At 44.1% G+C, this 16,236-nt stretch carries 11 protein-coding genes and 1 tRNA gene; 8 read left to right on the plus strand and 4 right to left on the minus strand.

The window, feature by feature from the left end; all coding sequences use genetic code 11:
• The first annotated feature begins 61 nt into the window (after positions 1–61).
• The 4 genes from NQ510_RS01875 to NQ510_RS01890 all read left to right on the plus strand — a co-directional run bounded on the left by NQ510_RS01875 (position 62) and on the right by NQ510_RS01890 (position 6,255).
• Complete coding sequence (locus tag NQ510_RS01875) at positions 62–1,876, plus strand: DNA polymerase III subunit gamma/tau (RefSeq protein WP_005824735.1); 1,815 nt, start codon at positions 62–64, stop codon at positions 1,874–1,876.
• A 142-nt stretch (positions 1,877–2,018) separates the two neighbouring features.
• Complete coding sequence (locus NQ510_RS01880; RefSeq protein ID WP_005824733.1) at positions 2,019–3,890, plus strand: tetratricopeptide repeat-containing sensor histidine kinase; 1,872 nt, start codon at positions 2,019–2,021, stop codon at positions 3,888–3,890.
• A complete protein-coding gene (locus NQ510_RS01885) occupies positions 3,887–5,848 on the plus strand; it encodes a sensor histidine kinase (RefSeq protein WP_005824732.1) in 1,962 nt (653 codons plus the stop codon). The genes NQ510_RS01880 and NQ510_RS01885 overlap by 4 nt, the downstream gene beginning before the upstream one ends.
• Before the next feature lie 236 nt (positions 5,849–6,084).
• On the plus strand, positions 6,085–6,255 hold the full coding sequence (locus tag NQ510_RS01890) for a DUF362 domain-containing protein (RefSeq protein ID WP_005834872.1): 171 nt from the start codon (positions 6,085–6,087) through the stop codon (positions 6,253–6,255).
• A gap of 383 nt (positions 6,256–6,638) precedes the next feature.
• Here NQ510_RS01890 and NQ510_RS01895 read toward each other — a convergent pair whose 3' ends face one another.
• The 4 genes from NQ510_RS01895 to NQ510_RS01910 all read right to left on the minus strand — a co-directional run bounded on the left by NQ510_RS01895 (position 6,639) and on the right by NQ510_RS01910 (position 11,508).
• The gene (locus NQ510_RS01895; RefSeq protein ID WP_005834870.1) at positions 6,639–7,832 is read right to left on the minus strand and encodes a pyridoxal phosphate-dependent aminotransferase; all 1,194 of its coding nucleotides are present in this window, start codon (positions 7,830–7,832) and stop codon (positions 6,639–6,641) included.
• An 81-nt stretch (positions 7,833–7,913) separates the two neighbouring features.
• Positions 7,914–9,128: a bifunctional 3,4-dihydroxy-2-butanone-4-phosphate synthase/GTP cyclohydrolase II gene (locus NQ510_RS01900; RefSeq protein ID WP_005824728.1), complete on the minus strand. Its 1,215-nt coding sequence runs from the start codon at positions 9,126–9,128 to the stop codon at positions 7,914–7,916.
• Positions 9,129–9,142: 14 nt separating this feature from the next.
• A complete protein-coding gene (locus NQ510_RS01905; RefSeq protein WP_005824727.1) occupies positions 9,143–11,044 on the minus strand; it encodes an LptF/LptG family permease in 1,902 nt (633 codons plus the stop codon).
• A gap of 77 nt (positions 11,045–11,121) precedes the next feature.
• Positions 11,122–11,508: an START-like domain-containing protein gene (locus NQ510_RS01910; protein ID WP_005824726.1), complete on the minus strand. Its 387-nt coding sequence runs from the start codon at positions 11,506–11,508 to the stop codon at positions 11,122–11,124.
• Between the two features lie 256 nt (positions 11,509–11,764).
• Here NQ510_RS01910 and NQ510_RS01915 point away from each other — a divergent pair.
• The 4 genes from NQ510_RS01915 to NQ510_RS01930 all read left to right on the plus strand — a co-directional run bounded on the left by NQ510_RS01915 (position 11,765) and on the right by NQ510_RS01930 (position 16,208).
• Positions 11,765–11,838, plus strand: a tRNA-Met gene (locus NQ510_RS01915).
• Positions 11,839–12,027: 189 nt separating this feature from the next.
• Positions 12,028–13,362 carry a TolC family protein gene (locus tag NQ510_RS01920; protein ID WP_005824723.1) on the plus strand — a complete coding sequence of 445 codons (1,335 nt, stop codon included), beginning with the start codon at positions 12,028–12,030 and terminating at the stop codon, positions 13,360–13,362.
• Positions 13,363–13,438: 76 nt separating this feature from the next.
• Positions 13,439–14,533 carry an HlyD family secretion protein gene (locus NQ510_RS01925; protein ID WP_005824722.1) on the plus strand — a complete coding sequence of 365 codons (1,095 nt, stop codon included), beginning with the start codon at positions 13,439–13,441 and terminating at the stop codon, positions 14,531–14,533.
• Between the two features lie 34 nt (positions 14,534–14,567).
• Positions 14,568–16,208 carry an efflux MFS transporter permease gene (locus NQ510_RS01930; RefSeq protein ID WP_005824720.1) on the plus strand — a complete coding sequence of 547 codons (1,641 nt, stop codon included), beginning with the start codon at positions 14,568–14,570 and terminating at the stop codon, positions 16,206–16,208.
• Positions 16,209–16,236 lie beyond the last annotated feature (28 nt).

Raw genomic sequence — 16,236 nt, forward strand, 5'->3', positions numbered from 1 at the left:
ATAACCGAAAGATTTCTTTTTTTTGTGTACATTTGCACAAAAAGCAAAGAATATCCCAAATATGGAAAACTATATCGTATCTGCACGGAAATATCGTCCCTCGACCTTTGAGTCCGTAGTAGGCCAACGTGCACTGACCACTACCTTGAAGAATGCCATTGCCACCGGAAAACTGGCGCATGCCTATCTTTTTTGCGGTCCAAGAGGCGTGGGAAAAACAACTTGTGCCCGTATCTTTGCTAAAACAATCAACTGCATGAGCCCCACAGCAGACGGCGAGGCATGCAACCAATGTGAATCCTGTACTGCCTTCAATGAGCAGCGCTCCTACAATATCCATGAGCTGGATGCCGCCTCAAACAACTCTGTGGATGACATCCGCCAATTGGTGGAGCAGGTACGCATTCCACCTCAGATAGGCAAATACAAAGTATATATCATTGATGAGGTACATATGCTGTCCGCCTCGGCTTTCAATGCTTTCCTGAAAACACTGGAAGAGCCTCCACGCCATGCCATATTCATCCTTGCCACTACCGAGAAGCACAAGATATTGCCCACCATCCTTTCACGCTGCCAAATATATGATTTCAGCCGGATTGGTGTGGAAGATACCGTAGCACACCTCGCATATGTCGCCTCCAAAGAAGGTATCACTGCTGAACCGGAAGCGTTGAATGTCATTGCCCTCAAAGCAGACGGCGGTATGCGCGACGCACTATCCATCTTCGACCAGGTGGTAAGCTTCACCGGAGGACACATCACCTATAAGAGCGTGATTGAAAACCTCAATGTGCTGGACTATGAATACTACTTCAAACTAACCGGATTCTTTCTTGAGAACAAAATCAGTGACGCGTTGCTATTACTGAATGATGTGCTCAACAAAGGCTTCGACGGCAGCCACTTCATCACCGGACTTTCATCCCACCTGCGCGACTTGCTTGTCAGCAAAGACCCGGCGACACTGCCGTTGCTTGAAGTGGGCGCAAGCATCCGCGAACGTTACCAAGCACAAGCACAGCAATGCCCCCTCCCTTTTCTTTACCGTGCCATGAAGCTCTGCAACGATTGTGACCTGAACTACCGTGCCAGTAAAAACAAACGGCTACTGGTAGAGCTCACTCTGATACAAGTGGCACAACTGACCGCCGAGGAGGACGACGGTGCCAATGGGCGCAGCCCTAAACAAGCTATAAAACCCATATTCACGCAGCCTGCCGCCGCTCAGCAGCCACAGGCCACTGCTGCCATGCCCCAACAAACCGTACAGCCGGCAGTACAGACAAACAGCACTCCCCAACCTGCTGCCACGCAGCATAGTAATGCAACAACTCCACATGCCACACCTGCTGCCGTATTAATGGCGCAAGGGAGAGAAGAGAAAAAAATTCCGGTCATGAAAATGTCCGGATTAGGGGTCTCCATCAAACGCCCCCATATAGAAGAGGAACAAAGAAACCCTTCATCTAACCCTACTGCCGCCCACCAAGCAGCACAACCGGAAGAAGACTACATCTTCAATGAAAGGGATTTGAACTATTACTGGCAGGAGTATGCCGGACGTATGCCCAAGGAGCAAGTAGCCATAGCCAAGCGCATGCAGAACATGCGCATCACTTTAATAAATGACACAACTTTTGAGGCTGTGGTAGACAATGAAATCGTTGCCAAGGAATTTACCGGCATGATACCCACTCTGCAAAATTACCTACGTACCCGGCTAAAGAACCGCAAAGTCACCATGACTGTCCGGATTAGTGCTCCTACTGAAAAGGTACGTGCCTATGGACGCGTTGAAAAATTCCAAATGATGGCACAAAAGAACAGTGCACTATTACAACTAAAAGAAGAGTTTGGTTTGGAACTGTATTAATCCCTTCCAATCGCCTGCATAAAGTTGCTAACAAATTGAGTATAAAGGATAAAAAAACATCTATTTAATTTTTTATTTATTCATTTATATTTATTTTTGCCAATAATAAACAAAAGAGGCAAACAAACATTTGAGAACAAAAATGATTATATGGATGCTATTGGGGCAGATACTGTATACTTCTGTCTTATCAGCACATACAATAGCCAATCAAGAAAAGCAGAGTATTCTGCAATCATTGGTCAAAAGACAAGTTCTCTATGATGACTCCATATCCATAGACAGTGTCATTGCGTGGAGCGAGCAACTTCTTCCCACCCAACAATCAAATGAAGATAGAACAACGTATTTTCTATTACAACTTCAATTGGCCAATGCCTATACATTGCGCGGCGATATCAGCTTAGCGACGAACCGGGCACAACTTATGTACGAAGAAGCTAAAGCAACAGACTACCAATTTGGTATGGTAGTGGCCAACCAAGCCATCGGAGACGCCTATAATACAATAGCCAACATGGGGGATAAAGCCCTGGAATCATACCAGGATGCTTTGACTGAACTATCCAACATTTCAGACCAGCATCCATATAGGGCACAGCTTCTTTTAAAAATGTCCAACGTTCTGCAACGGAAAGGACGTCTGGAAGAAGCGGAAAAAATCCTGGAAGAGCTGGAGAAAATATTATATCAGGAGCCTGACTACCCGACAGACTTCTTTTTCTGCATCGAAAAGACGAATTTTGCCATTTCCCATGGACACCTCTCACAAGACTATCTTGATGAAGCAAACATCTGGCTCCACAAAATGGACTCCATTTACCAACTGCACCCAGAGAAGTTCTATCGGTTTCACTTGGATTATACCACTGCCGCCTACTATAGAGCCATGGGAAATTGGGACAAACAATACTGGAAACAAGCTCTGGACATCTACTCCAAATTGCAAGCAGAATACTCCGGTAATAAGCGCTCCACGTATTACCGCTGGACTTCGCTGGAAAAAATCTATCTCTGTAAAATACAAGGCATGGCCATGGAAGCCTGCCGAATCTACCAGGAATTGTATCCTCCTATAGATACACTCGCTTCACAAAGCTATATCCGGCAAATCAATACGATAAAGGCAAAATACCAGGTAGATAAGGCAGAGACGGCCAGCAATAACGAATACAATAAAATCATAACCAGCATATTGGTAGGAACGATGGCATTAGTAACGTTATTTGTTCTACTTGCCATCCTACTCAAAAGGCAACGGGAAAAGGTGAAACTCTCCACCCAAAAACTGGCAACATCACGGATAAATGCCGAAAATGCCATGCGTGCAAAAAGCGTGTTCCTCTCGAACATGAGCCATGAAATCCGTACCCCACTCAATGCATTATCGGGCTTTTCATCCCTATTGACGGAAGAGGGACTGGACGATGAGACACGCCGTCAGTGCAATGAAGTTATCCAACAGAACTCAGAACTATTGCTGAAGCTTATTAACGACGTGATAGATCTATCGAGTCTTGAATTCGGCAAACTGCAATTCTGTATTGCACAACATGATGCCGTAAGCATCTGCAGAAACGTGATAGATACCGTGAACAAAGTGAAACAGACACAAGCTGAACTTACATTCACCACCGAGCTGGAAGAAATGCCCATCGAGACTGACGACTCACGCCTGCAGCAAGTCCTGATTAACCTACTGATAAATGCTACCAAATTTACCCCACAAGGCAGCATTGTCCTAAAGCTGGAAAAAGAAACGGACGACACCGTACTATTCACCGTAACAGATACCGGTTGCGGCATTCCCAAAGACAAGCAAGCCAACATTTTCCAACGTTTTGAAAAGCTGAATGAGAATGCTCAAGGCAGTGGGTTGGGGCTCTCCATATGCCAACTTATCATAGAGCATATCGGCGGACAAATATGGATTGATTCAGAGTATGCCGAAGGCTCACGCTTCTGCTTCACCCACCCCATAAGCCAGACAGGCAGAAAGGAGAATAAGAAATGAAACAGATATTTACATTGCTCATTGCCTTATGCTGGCTGTTACCGTCCGCACACGCAGATGTGCGACGGACAGAAGCCAAGGATAGCCTGCTACGTATATATCTTGCCTCCCCAGCCGATACCACCAGATTGGAAACCCTATATCAGATAGCACTGCTTGACCAACTGTCACCGACATTCATCTATTACGAGAACAAATTACTGGAAGAGGCCATCGCCCAGAAAAATATACCTTACCAGAGTGCGGCCATATATGCGCACATTATTTATTACTACAACCTACTGGACCAAAAACATGCAGAACAATGGCTGAAGAGGCTCGAACAGTTGTCTGAAGAGCACAACTACTACCGTCATTACTTCAGAGGCAAAAAGATGATGATAGAATTCTATGTCATCAGCCAGAAGATTGAATTAGCCCTCAAACAAGCACAAGACATGTACGACAAGGCTCAAAGTCTTGGCAACCATGACGGTATGCGCGAAGCATGCCTATGCCTGATGACTGGATATTTCAATACCTTACGTTACAAAGAAGGAATCACCTACCTAAACAAGGCTTTTGAACTGACAAGTCCGGATTCCTCCCTTGCCACTCAGATTGATTTATTGACAAAAGCGGTACTGGCTTACTCATATCTGCATGACAATGACAACATGTTCCGGTATCTGGAGGAACTCAACAATGCAAAAAACAGATTGCAGGAAGAAGGCACCACCGTACTGACAAACGGCTATACCAATTTGTATCTGCTCATAGATTTACAATACGCCCTTTACTATACCCGCCTTCAACGTCCTGCGGAAGCATGGGAATATTTGCAGAAAGCAGAGCGGCATCTCAGTACATCTTCATTTCTTCCTTATCGGTTGATACGTTTGGCAGCATATGCCGAATATTACCAACTGACAAAAGAATACGACAAAGCTTTGGTTTATTTAGAAGACGCCATTGAACTTGTAACCCCTATTTCACTGGATAATGCCATGATTTATGGACTTCAGAAAGCGGATATACTAGTAAAGATGGGGTTTCCGGACGACGCACTTCCTATCTATAAACAAATAACCAAGGCAAGAGATTCGTTATATACAGTATTCTCCACCTCACAGATAGAACAGATACAAAGCCTATATAATATGGACCAACTGCTTTTCCAGAAAGAACAGCGGCAAGCCACTTTTCACCGTATCTGTCTGGTCACTTCCATTATCATCATTATAGCCTTGTTACTTTTCAACCTACATATGTATAGAAGCAGGAAGCGGCTGCAACAAGATGAGAAGGAAATGCGTAAATTGGCAATTATTGCCGAAGAAGCCAACGAAGTAAAAAGCCGTTTCCTTGCCAATATGAGTTATAATATCCGTATTCCACTGAACAATGTAGTCGGTTTCTCCCAACTGCTTTCCACCGACAACGAACTGGATGAAGAAGAGCGAAAAGAGTATTCCGGTATTATCCAGACCAATTCGGGTGAGCTTATCCAACTGGTAAACGACGTATTGGACCTCTCACGCCTGGAAGCGAATATGATGAAATTTCAATTGCAGGATTGTAATGTAAAAGAATGGTGCAACGAACTAGGTTGTCTAATACAAATGCGTAGTGAAGGCCGTATCCTCCTGGAACTACAAGTAGAGGTGGGAGATGTGCGTATCCATACCGACGTCAACCGCCTTACACAAATAGTGACAAGTATGCTGCTTTATCCGAACGACTGCAAAGAAACGCGCAAAGTCAGCATGTTCTTGGTCAACCATCCGGACAAACACATCATCGCATGCCGGATAGAGAACAGTCCTATAGCCGATTCCAGGTTTGCCTCTCAAAAAGTATCAGTGCAACAGAAAATCAACCAGTTGTTCTTTGAACATTTCAAAGGTACCTATCAAACCGAGAATGTCGAAGAAGGAGAAATCGCAGTGATTACTTTTACCTATCCGACTCTTTCTTAAAAGTTGAAAATCGGCTTAAGCTCCAGCTAAAGCCAATAGTATCAGAGCAATTCGTTTACGAAATTCAAAAACGAACATTTTTCAGTCTCTGCGGTATGCTGTGTCGCTTTCTCGACTCCTTATTTAGACGACATACAAATTATACGTTTTTAATCAAGATTGATAGCAAGTAATAAAGAAAACCACTATTTTTGCCAAACGAATTAGTACTAATAATAATTTAAATCTAAAAGAAAATGGCTTACGTAATTAGTGACGATTGTATTGCTTGCGGAACTTGTATCGACGAGTGTCCGGTTGGCGCTATCTCTGAAGGTGATATCTATCATATCGACCCTGAGACTTGCACAGAGTGTGGTACTTGTGCAGATGTTTGTCCTTCTGAAGCAATTCATCCGGGAGAATAATACAATCCCAGTATCAAAAACAAAAGCGTGGGTAGATAAACTGCCTGCGCTTTTTTATATCCCCCACGTGAAATTCAGTACCTTCACCCCCCTCATTGTTATTTTCTATATACGGATAATACGTTAGTTCACAGACATGAACACTTTGTTCCATAAGTATAAAACAAAGTGTTCATATAGTAGAAAACAAAATGTTCGTATAATATAAAACAAAGTGTTTATACTGTATGGAACAGAGTGTTCGCTATAATGAAACAAAGTGTTCGTCATAACAAAACAAAGTGTTCGTCATAACAAAACGAACAGTCCGCTTTGATGAAACGAACTGCTCGTGACAGCATGACAGATGTCTTGCTAAAATAAGTTTGTAGAAGAAGTTAGAATCACTTCAGATTAGCCAGTGCTTCTTTTATACGACGGATAGCTTCAACTATATTTTCATCGCTGGTTGCATAACTCATACGAATGCATTCAGGAGCTCCGAAAGAAGCACCACCTACGCAAGCCACATGAGCCACTTCCAACAAATACATGGCCAAATCATCTGAATCATTGATTTTACGTTCTCCGGCAGATTTACCGAAGAATGAATCGCATTTAGGGAACAGATAGAAAGCACCTTCCGGTACATTCACCTCGAAACCCGGAACTTCCTTGGCCAACTTTACAATCAAATCACGACGACGCTCGAAAGCCTTGCGCATTTCCTCCACCGGAACTTGTGTACCCGTATAAGCAGCCTCAGCAGCCTTCTGAGATACAGAACAAGGACCGGAAGTATACTGTCCCTGCAATTTATTGCAAGCCTTCACAAGCCATTCCGGACCTGCAATGAAACCGATACGCCAACCAGTCATTGCATATGCTTTGGAAACACCATTCACAATGACCGTACGCTCTTTCATTTCGGGGAATTGTGCTATGCTCTGATGCTTGCCGATATAGTTGATATGTTCGTAAATCTCATCGGCAATCACAACAACCTGCGGATACTTTGCCAATACTGCGGCCAGGCCTGCCAACTCCTCCTTGCTGTACACCGAACCCGTAGGGTTAGAGGGAGAGCAAAGAATCAGCGCCTTTGTCTTCGGGGTGATGGCAGCCTCCAGCTGTGCAGGTGTTATCTTAAAGTCCTGGTCGATACCGGCAGGTACGATAACCGGCGTACCCTCAGCCAACTTTACCATTTCCGGATAACTGACCCAATAGGGAGCAGGTACAATTACTTCGTCACCCGGATTTACCAATACCAGGATTGCATTGCAAACCGACTGCTTGGCACCATTGGCGCAAGAAATTTGTGCGGCGGTATATTCCAGACCGTTTTCCTTCTTCAACTTCTCTACAATTGCATTACGTAAGGCAGGATAACCCGGCACTGGAGAATAGCGAGAAAAGTTATCGTCTATCGCCTTTTTCGCAGCCTCTTTAATGTGGTCGGGAGTATTGAAGTCCGGTTCTCCCACACTCAGGTTAATTACGTCTACGCCTTGAGCCTTCAGCTCTGCGCTCTTTTGAGACATAGCCAGTGTCGCAGAAGGCGACAAACTGTTTAAACGATCTGATAATTGGTTCATTTTGTTACTATTTAATGATTGTTACGCAAATCCGGTTGCAAAATAAGCGATTTTCTTTGATATAAGAAAACAAAAAGACAGTTACTTATTGAAATGAAGTGTATGTCCCATACGTTCTTTCTTGGTACGGAGATAACGCTCGTTGTATGGATTCGGAGTAGTCTCAATAGCTACGTTCTCCGTTATTTCCAAACCGTAAGCCTCCAAGCCCACACGTTTCACGGGATTATTGGTCATCAGCCGCATTTTGTGCACTCCTATCTCACGAAGAATCTGGGCACCCACACCATAATCACGCTCGTCTGCCAGATGTCCCAGGCAAATATTAGCATCCACAGTATCCATGCCTTCTTCCTGCAATTTATATGCTTTCATTTTTTCCATCAGGCCAATGCCGCGACCTTCCTGATTCAGATATACAACTACCCCCTTACCGGCTTTCTCTATCATCTCCATTGCCTTATGCAGCTGCTCGCCACAATCACAGCGTTTGGAATTGAATATATCACCAGTGGCACAAGAAGAATGTACACGCACCAGAATCGGTTCATCCAATTCCCAAGTACCCTTGAACAAAGCTACATGTTCCAAACCGTTCGACTTCTGGCGGAAAGGAATCAAACGGAAATGACCGTGGTCTGTAGGCATATCCACTTCCACTCCTTTTTCTACAATAGACTCCTGCTTCAAACGGTAGGCAATCAAGTCACGGATAGAAATCAATTTCAAGCCAAATTCATCTGCCATTCTGCGCAATTCGGGCAAACGGGCCATTGTACCATCCTCATTCATTATTTCCATAAGGGCTCCCGCCGGATAAAGTCCAGCCAAACGTGCCATATCAATAGTAGCCTCCGTATGTCCGGCACGGCGCAACACACCTTTCTCCTGAGCATACAATGGATTAATGTGGCCAGGACGCCCGAAAGTGGCCGGAGTAGAAGCCGGATCGGCCAACGCCTGGATAGTAGCAGCGCGGTCTGCCGCAGAAACCCCGGTACTACAGCCTTCCAATTTATCAATAGTAACAGTGAAGGGAGTACCCAATACAGAAGTATTATCCGATACCTGATGCGGCAAATCCAGTTCCTTGCAACGCGAAACTGTAATTGGAGCACAAAGCACACCACGGGCATGCTTCAACATAAAGTTTACTTTCTCCGGTGTAATCTTTTCAGCTGCAATTATCAAATCACCCTCATTCTCACGGTCCTCATCATCCACAACAATCACAAAGTTACCGGCTTTGAAGTCTTCAATGGCCTCTTCTATCGTATTCAACTTTACATTTTCCATAATCTATTTTGTTTTTATTTATTCTGATCCCTTTCTATAATTCCAATCACATCTTCATTTGTCTTGATAATCCGCTCCATATCCTTATTCAGACGGATACGGAATGCCCAGATACGGAAATAAAAGAACAAGCCTATCGGGAAAACAATACCGCAGAGCAAGTTTAACCAATAATTGCGGAACGGACGGACATGCGCATGGATGGGGATGACCGGATAGGTGTTCAGCGCTGTCAACAAAGTAACGGATCTTGTATTCGACATCTCATCTATCAGACTTTCCAAACGTTCGTTAATATCTTCCACTGCCTCATCCTGGCTATCAGTCATCCACAATTTAAAGTAATTGGGAGCACGTTTCAACCCCTTTCTATCAGCATATTCACGACAGTCTACGGACAAAGCCTTCAGCTCTTCCGGAATACGTGTATAATCAGGATCATGGATGATTACTTCCTTACGGAACAGATGGCGTACACTGCGAATACCCACAACCTTCTTGAACCAATTTATATAAGCATCAGCATTCAATACCACTGAATCATTGTTGGATTTATATGTCAAGAACGCACCCAATGGAGCCAAGACAGCAGTACTGGTCCACATACCCATCCAGACAACCCACTGTCCGTCACGGGCCATCTTATACCCCGTATTGTTGATGATGTAATAGATAATAAAAATCAATACAGAAACCACCACCGGCATTCCCAAGCCTCCTTTACGGATAATTCCTCCGAGTGGCGCACCAATAAAGAAGAAGATGAGACATGCCAGAGAAAGAGTCAGTTTCTCATGCCAGGAAGTCATGTGCCGTCGAAGGCTGCTTTCAGTCTGCGATATATTAAAGCTCTTAAAACTCCAGTCACTCCCCGCACTCTCTGCACGGCTGACGGCCGTGGATATAACCTTCTGTTTCTGCATCAGTGTAGCCACATTGTAGAGGCTGTCTACATTGTACTCACCTAAATAGGCCTTTTCAATCTTCAATGTATCCTCTTTAGACAAGCTGGCTGTCACCTTATAAGTTCCTGCCATAGCTTCTTTATAATAACCACGTCCCACACTGTCATTCTGCAATTTCATGGAATCAATATCCGCCTGCAGCATTCTCATATCCTTACTGTTGGACTGATTACTCATGATACCTGCATCCACCATATTAAAATCCGAATTGAACTCAATGATTGCATGCTTTTCGCGGAATGTCTCACGCCGGTAAGGCACATTCCTTTGGTTCATGTTCTGCGATTTCAAATTCTCAAACTGCTCACCACTGTATAAATGCAAATATAAATGCTGTTTGTCAGCCGTCATCTCCAGACGTCCCGAATCAGACTTGATAATTTGAGCATTCTCAAAACCTTTCTCAAAATTATATATCAGTACGTCATACAGCATACCAGTTTTGCGGTTCTTATGCTTCACATACAGATTATAACCATCTATTTCATCGTAGAACACACCTTCAGGAATATCCACTTCGGGAGATTTCTGCTTCATGGAAATAAGCAAAGTCCATAATTTTGTTTGGGCTTTTGGTCCTATGACATTTTGGAAATAGAAAGAGACACAACAAATGAAACAAATAAAGATAATCAGGGGCCGCATAATTTTCAATAAAGAAATACCGGCTGCCTTCATGGCAAGTAATTCAAAACGTTCTCCGAAATTTCCAAAGGTGATAAGGGCAGCCAGCAGAATAGCCAGCGGCAACGACGCAGGTACCAACGAAAGCGCAGAATAAAAGAAAAACTGTGCAAGGACAGTCATCTCCAATCCTTTTCCTACCATTTCGTCCACATACCTCCATAAAAACTGCATCATAAAGATGAAGAGGCAGATGAAGAAAGTACCCATAAAGAGCATGCAAAAGCTCTTCAAAACAAATATATCTAACTTTTTTATGCGCAGCATTTTACTCGTTTCATGCAATGAGAGCACAAAAGTAGTACAAAAAAAGGGAGTACGGGAAATTTTTAATCTAAAGTTAACTAAAAACCACAAGTTCTTCGCAAAGTATCCACTTGCGATTCCCATAATTCACGCGAATCACCCACCTCGTCTATATCGGCAAAGTCTGTTATCTCCAATACGAAATCATTGGTCAACTCATTGTTTGTCATCTTCAGTTCAAAGTATTCTCGCTCGTTCTCATCGTCCAGCCAGCGGAAGCGGATGAATGAATACGCCCGCACGGCAATAATCTCGGCATCACGTTTTTCTGTTTTTCCCCAAAAAAAGGTTACTGTTTTATCGTCTGACTGAACCCTATCAGCAAACCAGCCCTCCAAACCAGTAGGGGTACTTATCGCTGCCCAAAGAATACTTTTAGAAGTCGCATTCAAGAGATATTCCAAATGTATTTTCTTTCTTTCCATAGTCTATTCTGCTTTTTATTGCGCCAGCCAAGATAAATACTTTTTTCTAATTACAGAAAATAAATCATCAAATTTATTTATACCTCCCTTTCCATACGCCCCTAATTCATTGATAATGTTATACAAAGACTTTTAATAAAAAGTACTGCAAACCACTTCAGCACCCTATCAGCAAAAGAAAAAGCAGAAAATATCCATAAAAGTTTTGGCAATTTAAATAAAAGCTATATCTTTGCACCCGCAATCGAGAAATGATGGCGGGATAGCTCAGCTGGTTAGAGCGCATGATTCATAATCATGAGGTCCCCGGTTCAATCCCGGGTCCCGCTACAAAGAAGATTTAGACTGTTAGGAGGCTTCCACTCTTGGCGGTCTTTTTTGTTTTTAATACTCGTTTTTTACTATGGTTTGTTTTCAAATTATAGTAAAAAGGAAAATATGAATACAAACAGTTGATATATGGATAGTCCTCTTGCATTTTAAGCCACTAACTTTGTGTGCAAATATCAAGTGACTATTATGAAAAGACAACTGTTCACATTTTCCTTTCTGTGTCTGCTTGCACTAGGTACAAGAGCACAAGATACCCTAACCTTGGAGGACTGCCTCAAAATAGGTATCGAAAACAATTTGTCCTTACAAAGCAAACGGAAGGAAATACAAAAAGGGAAATACGGCATCTCTGAGAATCGAGCCAAACTACTGCCCCAAATCAATGGTTTTGCCAACTATAACGACAATATCGATCCACCCGTATCCGTTACCGATGGTTCAGCGTATGGCAATCCCTATAATGTAACCCAAACTTTGCAATACAACGCCAACTTCGGATTACAGCTGCAGATACCACTTTATAACCAAACACTCTACACCACTCTGTCCATAGCTAAAACCATGGATGAGATGAATCGCCTTTCTTATGAAAAGGCAAGAGAAGACCTCATCCTTCAAATTAGTCAAATGTACTACCTAGGACAGGTTACAGCTGAACAGATTATTTTGATAAAAGCCAACATCACTCGCCTAGAAGAGTTGAGAGATATCACTCAGGCCTTCTATGACAACGGTATGGCTATGGAAGTAGATGTGAAACGCGTCAACATCAACCTGGAGAACCTCAAGGTGCAACACGACAACGCACAAGCCATGATGGAACAGCAACTGAACCTACTGAAATACATCATCGACTATCCGGCAGAAGAAAATATAGCACTGGTACCGGTGAATACAGAAATGATTACGCCCGCAGCACTCACCGGGCTATCTGAAACACTATATGAACTACAGCTGCTGCAATCACAGAAACAACTCGCAGAGCAACAAAAAACAATAGTCAGCAACGGTTACATCCCCTCCTTGAGCTTGACGGGAAGCTGGATGTTCTCTGCCTATACGGACAAAGCTTACCATTGGTTCCATTCCGGCCCTTCCAACCATTGGTATCGCTCCTATGGAGTGGGACTCTCCTTGCGCATTCCCATTTTCGACGGACTGGACAAACGCTACAAGATGCGTAAGGCAACCATTGACATAGAGAACATCAAACTCGCTCAAGAGAATACCCGAAAAAATCTTCAGACACAATATCTGAATGCTACCAATGACCTGATGAACAGCCAGCGTAACTTTAAGAAGCAGAAGGACAATTATCTGCTTGCTGAAGATGTATATACCGTTACCATGGACCGTTATCGGGAAGGAATCGCCTCAATGACCGAAGTGTTGCAGGACGAAATGCGGATGAGCGAAGCCCAAAACAACTATATCAGTGCCCACTACAATTACCGGATAACCAATCTGACTTTGCTGAAGCTGACGGGACAGCTGGAGACGTTGAGCCCCTCAATTCATTAAAGAGGAAGATGAATAGAGCCCGTATTCAAGGACGGATGTATATATAATAATAAGTAAACAATATAATATAGAAAATATGGAAACAAAAGAGAACAATAACACCGCAAGTACCCACCAAGAAAAAGCACGGAAATTGAAGAAGCTTCGCCGTTGGCAAATCGTTGTCAGCCTATTAGGAATAGTTATCCTTATCTGGGGAATTATTCAAGTGGTCTGCCTCTTTTTGAACTACAAACGGACGGAAACCAGTAATGATGCACAGATTGAACAATACATATCTCCCGTCAATCTGCGCGCATCAGGATATATCAAGAAAATTTGTTTCACAGAACACCAAGAAGTACACAAAGGAGATACCTTACTTATATTGGACGACCGGGAATATAAAATCAGAGTCATGGAAGCTGAAGCTGCACTCAAGGATGCACAAGCCGGTGCCACAGTCATTGGTGCCACACTACAAACCACGCAAACTACAGCCTCTGTCTACGACGCCTCCATAGCAGAGATAGAAATCCGCCTTACCAAGCTGGAGAAAGACCGCCAACGATACCAGAATCTGGTGAAGAGAAACGCTGCCACCCCCATTCAATTGGAACAGATAGAAACCGAATATGCAGCTACCCACAAGAAGTTGGAAGCCGTGAAACGACAACAGAAAGCTGCCTTGTCGGGTGTGAACGAAGTGTCACATCGCCGTGAAAATACCGAAGCTGCCATACAACGGGCAACAGCCGCACTCGAAATGGCACGACTGAATCTCTCCTACACCGTAGTAGTAGCTCCTTGTGATGGGAAATTGGGGCGGCGTACTCTTGAAGAAGGACAATTCATCACTGCCGGACAAACCATCACCTACATTCTGCCTGACACACAAAAGTGGATTATAGCCAACTACAAGGAAACCCAGATTGAGAATCTGCACTTGGGACAAGAAGTAGTCATTACCGTCGATGCCATCAGCGACAAAGAATTCAAAGGAAAAATCACTGCCATCTCCGGAGCCACCGGCTCCAAATATTCCCTAGTGCCCACGGATAATTCTGCCGGCAACTTCGTGAAGATACAGCAACGCATCCCAGTCCGCATCGACTTTACCGATTTGTCCAAAGAAGACAACAGCAGCCTTGCCGCCGGTATGATGGTAATAGTCAAAGCGAAGATGGAATAATGATTAGTGTTTAATGATTAATTTTTAATTATCCATGCCCTCATCCCCCAAGAACTATCCCTTCTACAACTGGGTACCTAAGCCGGTAGGTATCATCATCCTATTCGTATTCTTTTTGCCGATACTGACTGTAGGCGGTACCTACTCGGTGGCAAGCACCGAAATGATGAGCGAACTCGGCATCATTTCCGAGCATATCCAGTTTGCCAACTTCGCCACTTCCATTGGCATGGCAGCATTCTGCCCTTTTCTGTATAGGCTGGTAGTCATACGCCGGCAGAAAATGATGTGCCTGGCAGGATTCTCCCTGATGTACATCTTCAGCTATATCTGTGCCAAGACAGACAGCGTTTTCCTGCTGGCACTATGCAGCATCTTTATGGGATTCCTACGAATGGTGCTGATGATGGTCAACCTCTTCACCCTCATAAAGTATGCAGGGCATATCGAGGCGTACGACAAAATTACACCCGGCAACGAGCCCACAACTGACGAAGGCTGGGACAAGCTGGACATCGAACGGAGTGCGGCACAACCCGCCATCTATCTATTCTTCATGGTACTGGGGCAATTGGGAACCTCGCTCACCGCCTGGCTCGCTTTTGAATATGAATGGCAGTACATACACTACTTTATGATGGGGCTACTATTACTTTGCATCCTCATCACCTTCATTACTATGCCTTATCATAAATATACCACCCGCCGTTTCCCCATCAACTTCAAGCAGTTCGGCAATGCCTCCATCTTCTGCATCACACTAGCCTGCATTACCTACGTGCTTACTTATGGCAAAGTGCTCGACTGGTACGATGACCCAACCATACAATGGGCCACAGTCTGCGCCATCATTGCTGGCGGCATATTTCTCTATATCGAGTCTACCCAGCGCAATCCTTACTATCAGCTCGATGTATTCAAACTGCGTACCATCCGTATGGGTTTCCTATTCTATTTTCTGTTAATGGTACTGAATTCCAGCGCCATGTTTGTCAATGTATTCACGGGCATAGGCATGAAACTGGACAACTTTCAGAATGCCACCCTGGGCAACTGGTCCATGCTGGGCTACCTCATCGGCGGTATAGCCACTATCTGGCTCAGCGTAAAAGGCGTACACTTCAAATATCTCTTTGCCGCCGGTTTCCTTCTATTGGGGCTTTCCGCCATGTTCATGTATTTCGAGGTACAAGGTGCAGGACTGTACGAACGGATGAAGTATCCGGTCATCATCCGCTCCACCGGCATGATGTTCCTCTACTCGCTGATTCCAACCTACGCCACCCAACGCATGCCTTACAAATATCTTTCTTCCTGGATATGTACCATGATTACCGTACGCATGGTATTGGCTCCCTGCATCGGAGCCGCACTCTATACGAATGTGCTGCAAGAACGCCAGCAGCACTACGTCACCCGCTATGCACAGAATGTAGACATGTTGCACCCCGAAGCGTCCGCCTCGTTTACCCAAACCGTACAAGGCATGCAATATCAGGGAAAAAGCAAACAAGAAGCAATCAACATGGCTGCCATATCCACCAAAGGACGCATCCAGGTGCAGGCCACCCTCTCTGCTGTAAAGGAAATGGCAGGATGGACACTCTATGCCTGCCTGATTTGCATGATATTTGTGCTTGTCGTGCGGTATCCTAAACGAAAATTACTAACTTAGCAGACAATTTTCGGTACAACCTGTAATT

It is taken from the genome of Bacteroides uniformis, assembly GCF_025147485.1.
In the GTDB taxonomy this organism is placed as follows: domain Bacteria; phylum Bacteroidota; class Bacteroidia; order Bacteroidales; family Bacteroidaceae; genus Bacteroides; species Bacteroides uniformis.